This window comes from Streptomyces bambusae (genome assembly GCF_019400985.1).
In the GTDB taxonomy this organism is placed as follows: Bacteria; Actinomycetota; Actinomycetes; order Streptomycetales; family Streptomycetaceae; genus Streptomyces; species Streptomyces bambusae_A.
Genome location: NZ_WTFF01000373.1, coordinates 1 through 6,668, shown reverse-complemented (window position 1 = coordinate 6,668; position 6,668 = coordinate 1). Strand labels below are relative to the sequence as shown.

Here is a 6,668-nt window from a genome sequence, read left to right as displayed (position 1 = left end):
CCGCCGTACCCGAGGAGGAGCTGATCGGCCGTGAGGAGACGCGCACCCTCCGATCGGCGGTAGCCCGACTACCCGGACGGTGTCCAGAGCTGATGGGGGCACTTCTTTCGCCGGAAGACCTGACTTACCGTGAAATCGCAGGAGAGTTGGGTATCTCACAAGGAAGTTTAGGGCCCATACGTTCCCGTTGCCTGGGATGTCTGCGCAGAATGCTGGCTTCAGAGGTTGCAGCTCCTGGCCTGCGGGGAAGGGAGCGGTAGAGCAACGGGCTACCAGGTGAGCGGGAGGCATGCACACATGGGCATGAGCGTGACCATTTCGTCGGCGGCCGCCGAGGACGCGGAGCAGATCTTCAAACTGCAGTACCTGGCCTTCCAGAGCGAGGCCGCCCTCTACGGCAACTACCGCATCCAGCCGCTCACGCAGTCCCTCGACTCCCTCCGGGAGGAGTTGGCGAAGGACATCGTGCTGGTGGCCCGGCTCGGCGACGAGGTGGTCGGCGCGGTCGTCGGCAGCACCGACGAGGACGGCACCGGCAGCATCGCCAAGCTGTGCGTCCACCCCCGCCTCCAGGGCCACGGCCTGGGCAACCGCCTGCTGCGCGGCGTCGAGGAGGCCCTCGCGGGCCGCGCCAAGGCCGCCCGCTTCCGGCTGCACACCGGCAGCAAGAGCGAGTCGAACCTGCGGATGTACCGCAAGGCGGGCTACGTCGCCGTCGGCGGGCGCACGGCCGCGGACGGCGTCGAGCTGGTGATCCTGGAGAAGGAAGCCACCGACTACGCGGTCAGCGCCTGACGCACCGCCATACCGCTATACCGCCACACCGCCATACCTCTGTGTGCGTGCGGCGCCGGACGCGGGACCCCGTGTCCGGCGCCGCACGCGTACGGACCGTCAGCGCCTGTGGCGCAGCCAGAGCATGCCGGTGACGGGCAGGACCACCGGGATGAACAGGTAGCCCATGCCGAAGTCCGACCACACCGTCGCGTCCGGGAAGGACTCCGGCCGGACCAGCGTCCAGGTACCCACCGCGAGGACGCCGGCCAGCTCGACGGCGCAGCACACCCGGGCCACCTTGCGGGCCGCCTCCCCGCCGCGCACCAGGGCGTACGTGATGAACGCGTAGACCACGGCGGCCGCGGCGGACAGGGAGTACGCCAGCGGCGCGCGGTCGAACTCGGTGGAGATCTGGTACAGCGAGCGCGACAGGGCGCCCACCACCATCACCCCGTACAGCCAGACCAGCAGCAGGCCCGGCCCGGAGACCAGGCGGGCGCGCGGAGCGGGAGCGTCGGCCGCGGCGGTCGTCGGGGCCGGACCGGACGGCGTCGTCCCGTGCGTGTTCGTCTCAGGCACCGATGCCACCCCAGATGTCGAAGAGCCGTACTTCCAGCACGGCGAGGACCACGGCGCCGGCCGCCACCGTCACCGAGCCCCACTTCGTGCGCTCGGTCAGCGACAGCAGACCCGCCGCCGGGATCGTGGCGAAGGCGCCCACCAGGTAGGCCACGAAGATCACCGTGCCGTGTTCGGGCCGGTCGCCCCCGGCGAGCCTGAAGAGCCCGATCACCAACTGCACCAGCACCAGCACGGTCACCACGGCCATGCCGATGAAGTGCCAGTCCTTCGTCGGCTGGTCGCGGAACGCGGCGAAGCCGCACCAGGCGGCAAGGGCGAGTGCGGCCACGCCGATGGCGGTCGTCAGGGCATCGAGCATGCAGCGAGGGTATTACGGGCCGAAAGTCCCGGTGCGCCGACCCCTCGCCCGCCTCCCGGCGGCTGTCGGGCGTCCGGTGCGCGGGCCGTGGTCTTGACCACAGCCGGCACCGCGGCGGAGCCCACCGCCACCCTCGCCGCCGGACGTGTCCACGCAGGTCAGGGGGGCGGTTCCGGGAATCGGGACGAGTGGTCCCGAGTGCCGATGATGTCCGGTATGCGGCCGCAATGTGTCCGCTATCCGGACAACTTTGATCGGCGAACCGATCCGTCTGGTTTACTGATGCCCATGACCACGACGAGCAGCCGCACCCTTGCGACCGAGGCGATGATGACGCCCGGTGCTCGTTGTATGTGTCGAATGTGCGCCTTCTGAGGGTCCCTACGCACGCCTCGCGCCCCGAAGCGAGACCGGCCGAGCCCCCGTGCCCGTACACGGAACGCTCCTGCCCCGCGCACGCGCTGCCGCTGACGATTCGTCCCGGTAGCAGCCCGTTCGCGTCCCCAGATGATCTGCCCGTGCCCGGCACGCCCGTGCCGCGCACTCGACAGCGACGGAAATCCTGTGATCACCACATCGGGCCTCACGAAGGTCTACCAGTCCCGTGGCCGCGAGGTCACCGCCCTGGACGGCGTCGACCTCCACGTCCGCCAGGGCGAGGTGTTCGGCGTCGTCGGCCAGAGCGGCGCCGGCAAGTCCTCCCTCATCCGCTGCGTCAACCTGCTGGAGCGCCCCACCACCGGCACCGTGACCGTCGACGGCGTGGACCTCACCGCCCTCGCCGGCCGCGGCCGCCGCGCCGGCAAGGAGCTGCGCCAGGCGCGCAGCCGCATCGGCATGGTCTTCCAGCACTTCAACCTGCTGTCCTCGCGCACCGTCCAGGCCAACGTCGAGCTGCCCCTGGAGATCCTCGGCGTCTCCGGCCGCGAGCGGCAGACCAAGGCCCTGGAGCTGCTCGACCTCGTCGGGCTCGCCGACAAGGCCAAGGCCTACCCCACCCAGCTCTCCGGCGGCCAGAAGCAGCGCGTCGGCATCGCCCGCGCCCTGGCCGGCAACCCCAAGGTGCTCCTGTCCGACGAGGCGACCAGCGCCCTGGACCCGGAGACCACCCGCTCCATCCTCCAACTGCTGCGCGACCTCAACCGCGAGCTGGGACTGACCGTCCTGCTCATCACGCACGAGATGGACGTCGTCAAGACCGTCTGCGACTCCGCCGCCCTGATGAAGCGGGGCCGGATCATCGAGTCCGGCACCGTCTCGGAGCTGCTGGCCACCCCCGGCTCGGAGCTGGCGGGCGAGCTGTTCCCGGTCAGCGGCGCCGCCACCGGCCCCGACCGCACCGTGGTCGACGTGACCTTCCGCGGTGAGGCGGCCACCCAGCCGGTCATCTCGCAGCTCTCGCGCACGTACAACATCGACATCTCGATCCTCGGCGCCGCGATGGACACCGTCGGCGGCAAGCAGATCGGCCGGATGCGCATCGAGCTGCCCGGCCGCTACGAGGACAACGTCGTCCCCGTCGGCTTCCTGCGCGAGCAGGGCCTCCAGGTGGACGCCGTGGACGACGCCGCCGAGGTCGTCGCCGCCGCCGAACTCATCAAGGACGGTGCCCAGTGACCTGGTCCGACATGCAGCCCCTGCTGACCCAGGGCACCTACGACACCCTCTACATGGTGCTGTGGTCCACCCTGGTCACCGTGCTCGGCGGGCTCCCGCTCGGCATCCTGCTCGTCCTCACGGACAAGGGCGGCCTGCTGCAGAACCGTCCCCTCAACAAGGTCATCGGCGTGGTCGTGAACACGGGCCGCTCGCTGCCGTTCATCATCCTGCTGATCTTCCTGATCCCGGTCACCACCGCGATCGTCGGCACCTTCATCGGCCCCACCGCCATGATCGTCCCGCTCGCCATCGGCGCCGTCCCCTTCTTCGCCCGGCTCGTCGAGACCGCCGTACGCGAGGTGGACCACGGCCTGGTCGAGGCCGTGGAGTCCATGGGCGGCGGCATCCCCACCCTGGTGTGGAAGGTGCTCCTCCCGCAGGCGCTGCCCTCGATCGTCGCCGGCATCACCACCACGGTCATCACCCTGGTCGGCTACTCGGCGATGGCCGGCGCGGTCGGCGGCGAGGGCCTCGGCTCCAAGGCCATCACCTACGGCTTCCAGCGCTTCGAGACGGGCTTCATGATCGCCACGGTCGTCGTCCTGATCGCCCTCGTCACGGTGGTCCAGCTCGTCGGCGACGGCGTGGTACGCCTGCTGGCCCGCCGCGGCCGGACCGCCTGAACAGGCCTCACCCCATCACAGGCCCCCCAGGCCTCCCCCCTCACAGGCCCCCCACAGGCCTCCCCTTCACAGACCTCTCCCCTCACCAGAAGCCCGCACTTGTCGTGCTCGGGCGCACCACCCGCAAGGCCATACGTCCTTGCACCACCATGAAAGGCACTCTTCGTGCGTAAGAACACCAAGCTCACCGGCCTCGCCGCCCTCACCACCGCGATCGCCCTGGGCGTCACCGCCTGCGGCAGCTCCTCCGACCCGGCCTCCACCAAGGCCGACGGCGGCAAGGCCGACGAGAGCAAGCCGCTCGTCGTCGCGGCCTCCCCGACCCCGCACGCCGACATCCTGAACTTCGTCAAGGACAAGCTGGCGGCCAAGGAAGGCCTGAAGCTGGACGTCAAGGAGTTCACCGACTACGTCCTGCCCAACACCGCCACCCAGCAGGGCAGCGTCGACGCGAACTACTTCCAGCACAAGCCCTACCTGGACGACTTCAACAAGAAGAACAAGACCACCGTCGTCCCGGTGGCCAACGTCCACCTGGAGCCGCTCGGCCTCTACTCCAAGAAGGTCAAGAGCCTCCAGGACATCAAGCCCGGCCAGACCGTCGCCGTCCCCAACGACACCACCAACGAGGGCCGCGCGCTCCAGCTGCTCGCCGCCAACAACCTCATCACCCTCAAGGAGGGCGTCGGTACCGGCGCCAAGCTCTCCGACATCGCCGACAAGAAGGGCCTGGAGTTCAAGGAGCTGGAGGCCGCCACGGTCCCGCGCGCCCTGAACGACGTGGACGCCGCCGTCATCAACGGCAACTACGCCCTGGAGGCCAAGCTCACCCCCGCCAAGGACGCCCTCGTCCTGGAGAAGTCCGAGGGCAACCCGTACGCCAACTTCCTCGCGGTCAAGGAAGGCAACCAGAACGACCCGCGGATCCAGAAGCTCGCCAAGCTGCTGAACTCCGACGAGGTCAAGAAGTTCATCGAGGAGAAGTACCAGGGCTCGGTCGTCCCGGCCTTCGGTACCCCCGCCTCCTGACCCCGCGGCGTACCCGGCCCCGCACCCCGTCCGACGACGGGGGCGCGGGGCCCAGCCATGCACATCCCCGGGCCGATGCTGCATGCTGTGGCTCTACGGCCCGCACACGCACCCGCACGTGCGAGCACCGGACACACGGTCCCGCACCACGGTCCTTCAGGCATGGAGCTGCGCAATGACAACCACCTTCCCGGACGTCTCCATCAGCACGGACCGGCTGGTGCTGCGCCCCTTCGAGGAAGGGGACGCCGCAGCGCTCACCGAGATGATGAACGACGAGCTCGTCACCGCCTGGACCGGAGTCCCGCACCCCTACACCCACGCCGACGCCCACGCCTGGACCACCCGCCACGCCCACGCCGAGCGCACCGAGGGCCGCGGCATCGTCTTCGCCGTCACCGAGTTCCTCACCCAGCGCCTCGTCGGCGTCGTCCACCTGCAGAACACCAACTGGCGCACCCGCAGCACCGAGGTCGGCTACGTCACCGCCCCCTGGGCCCGCGGCGAGGGCTACGCCAGCGAATCCGTGCTCGCCGTCGCCGAGTGGCTCTTCCACGACCAGCGCTTCGAGCGCCTCGAACTGCGCACCGCGGCCGACAACACCGCCAGCCAGCAGGTCGCCCAGAAGATCGGGTGCATCAGCGAAGGCGTCCTGCGCAACGCGTGGATAGTGCGCAACCAGAATGCCGACGGCACCTGGACCGAGGTCCGCACCGACCTCATCGTCTGGAGCCTCGTCCCCGAGGACCTCGACGACCTCGACGACCTCGACGGACCGGCCGGCTTCGGCCGCGGCCGGATGGCCGGAGCCGGCGGCTACGCCGTCTCCGCCGACTGGAACTGACCCCACGGCCGGGCAGTCCACCGAGCCCGCGCGAAACGGGCACGGGACGGCCCGGCGCCTTTCCCCCCCACACCAGGATCAGGAGACTGACGACGATGACCGACCGGGTCACCGTGATCGGCTGGGACGGATCGCCCCTCACCGCGGCCGCCCGGTCCGCGCTCTCCGCCGCCACCCTCGTGGCCGGGGCCGCCCACCACCTCGCCCTCCCCGAGGTCCCGCCCACCGCCGAACGCATCCGGCTGGGCAGCCTCGGACTCGCCGCCCGCCGCATCGCCGGCCACCGCGGCACCGCCGTCGTCCTCGCCGACGGCGACCCCGGCTTCTTCGGCGTCGTACGCACCCTGCGCGCACCCGAACACGGCCTGGAGGTCGAGGTCGTGCCCGCCGTCTCCTCCGTCGCCGCCGCCTTCGCCCGGGCCGGCATGCCCTGGGACGACGCCCAGGTCGTCGTCGCCCAGCGGCGCACCCTGCGCCGCGCGGTCAACGTCTGCCGCGCCCACCCCAAGGTCGCCGTCCTCACCTCGCCCGGCGCCGGACCCGCCGAACTCGCCCTGCTCCTCGACGGCGTGCACCGCACCTTCGTCATCTGCGAGGAGCTGGGCACCGACCGGGAGCAGGTGACCGTCCTCACCTCCGACAAGGCCGCCGACCACAGCTGGCGCGACCCCAACGTCGTCATCGTCATCGGCGGCGCCGGCGCGGCCGCGGCCGGCACGGCCGAGCCCGGCTGGCTGCTCGGCGCCCCCGCCGCCCCCTGTCGCTTATACACCTCTCCGAGCCCACCACCCCGCCG

9 protein-coding genes are annotated in these 6,668 nt (G+C 70.6%); 7 read left to right on the top strand and 2 right to left on the bottom strand.

The features are described 5' to 3' along the window. Positions 1-260 (top strand): RNA polymerase sigma factor (locus GPJ59_RS38010; RefSeq protein WP_374200969.1); only part of this gene is annotated, 260 nt, incomplete at its 5' end. A 37-nt stretch (positions 261-297) separates the two neighbouring features. Next, entirely contained in the window at positions 298-795 is a 498-nt protein-coding gene (locus GPJ59_RS31770) for a GNAT family N-acetyltransferase (protein WP_219671379.1), read from the top strand. Between the two features lie 99 nt (positions 796-894). Here the strand turns inward: GPJ59_RS31770 and GPJ59_RS31765 are convergent, their stop codons facing one another. Then, on the bottom strand, positions 895-1,269 hold the full coding sequence (locus tag GPJ59_RS31765) for a hypothetical protein (protein ID WP_219671380.1): 375 nt from the start codon (positions 1,267-1,269) through the stop codon (positions 895-897). Positions 1,270-1,348: 79 nt separating this feature from the next. Then, positions 1,349-1,717: a hypothetical protein gene (locus GPJ59_RS31760; protein ID WP_219671378.1), complete on the bottom strand. Its 369-nt coding sequence runs from the start codon at positions 1,715-1,717 to the stop codon at positions 1,349-1,351. Between the two features lie 564 nt (positions 1,718-2,281). Here GPJ59_RS31760 and GPJ59_RS31755 point away from each other — a divergent pair. The 5 genes from GPJ59_RS31755 to cbiE form a co-directional block, all read left to right on the top strand. Continuing rightward, positions 2,282-3,334 (top strand): methionine ABC transporter ATP-binding protein, encoded by a 1,053-nt coding sequence (locus tag GPJ59_RS31755; protein ID WP_219671377.1) that lies wholly within the window; start codon positions 2,282-2,284, stop codon positions 3,332-3,334. Further along, positions 3,331-3,999, top strand: coding sequence for a methionine ABC transporter permease (locus GPJ59_RS31750; protein ID WP_219671376.1), 669 nt, complete (start codon positions 3,331-3,333; stop codon positions 3,997-3,999). Before GPJ59_RS31755 ends, GPJ59_RS31750 begins: the two co-directional genes overlap by 4 nt. A 165-nt stretch (positions 4,000-4,164) precedes the next feature. Next, the gene (locus tag GPJ59_RS31745; protein WP_219671375.1) at positions 4,165-5,028 is read left to right on the top strand and encodes a MetQ/NlpA family ABC transporter substrate-binding protein; all 864 of its coding nucleotides are present in this window, start codon (positions 4,165-4,167) and stop codon (positions 5,026-5,028) included. Positions 5,029-5,203: 175 nt separating this feature from the next. Then, complete coding sequence (locus GPJ59_RS31740) at positions 5,204-5,872, top strand: GNAT family N-acetyltransferase (RefSeq protein WP_219671374.1); 669 nt, start codon at positions 5,204-5,206, stop codon at positions 5,870-5,872. A gap of 95 nt (positions 5,873-5,967) precedes the next feature. Then, the coding region (gene cbiE / locus GPJ59_RS31735; protein WP_258025225.1) for a precorrin-6y C5,15-methyltransferase (decarboxylating) subunit CbiE at positions 5,968-6,668 on the top strand (701 nt) is incomplete at its 3' end.

Bases quoted from the DNA above. Each gene is read 5' to 3' on its own strand.
- GPJ59_RS31770 (WP_219671379.1), top strand. From the start codon at position 298: ATGGGCATGAGCGTGACCATTTCGTCGGCGGCCGCCGAGGACGCGGAG.
- GPJ59_RS31760 (WP_219671378.1), bottom strand. From the start codon at position 1,717: ATGCTCGATGCCCTGACGACCGCCATCGGCGTGGCCGCACTCGCCCTT.
- GPJ59_RS31740 (WP_219671374.1), top strand. From the start codon at position 5,204: ATGACAACCACCTTCCCGGACGTCTCCATCAGCACGGACCGGCTGGTG.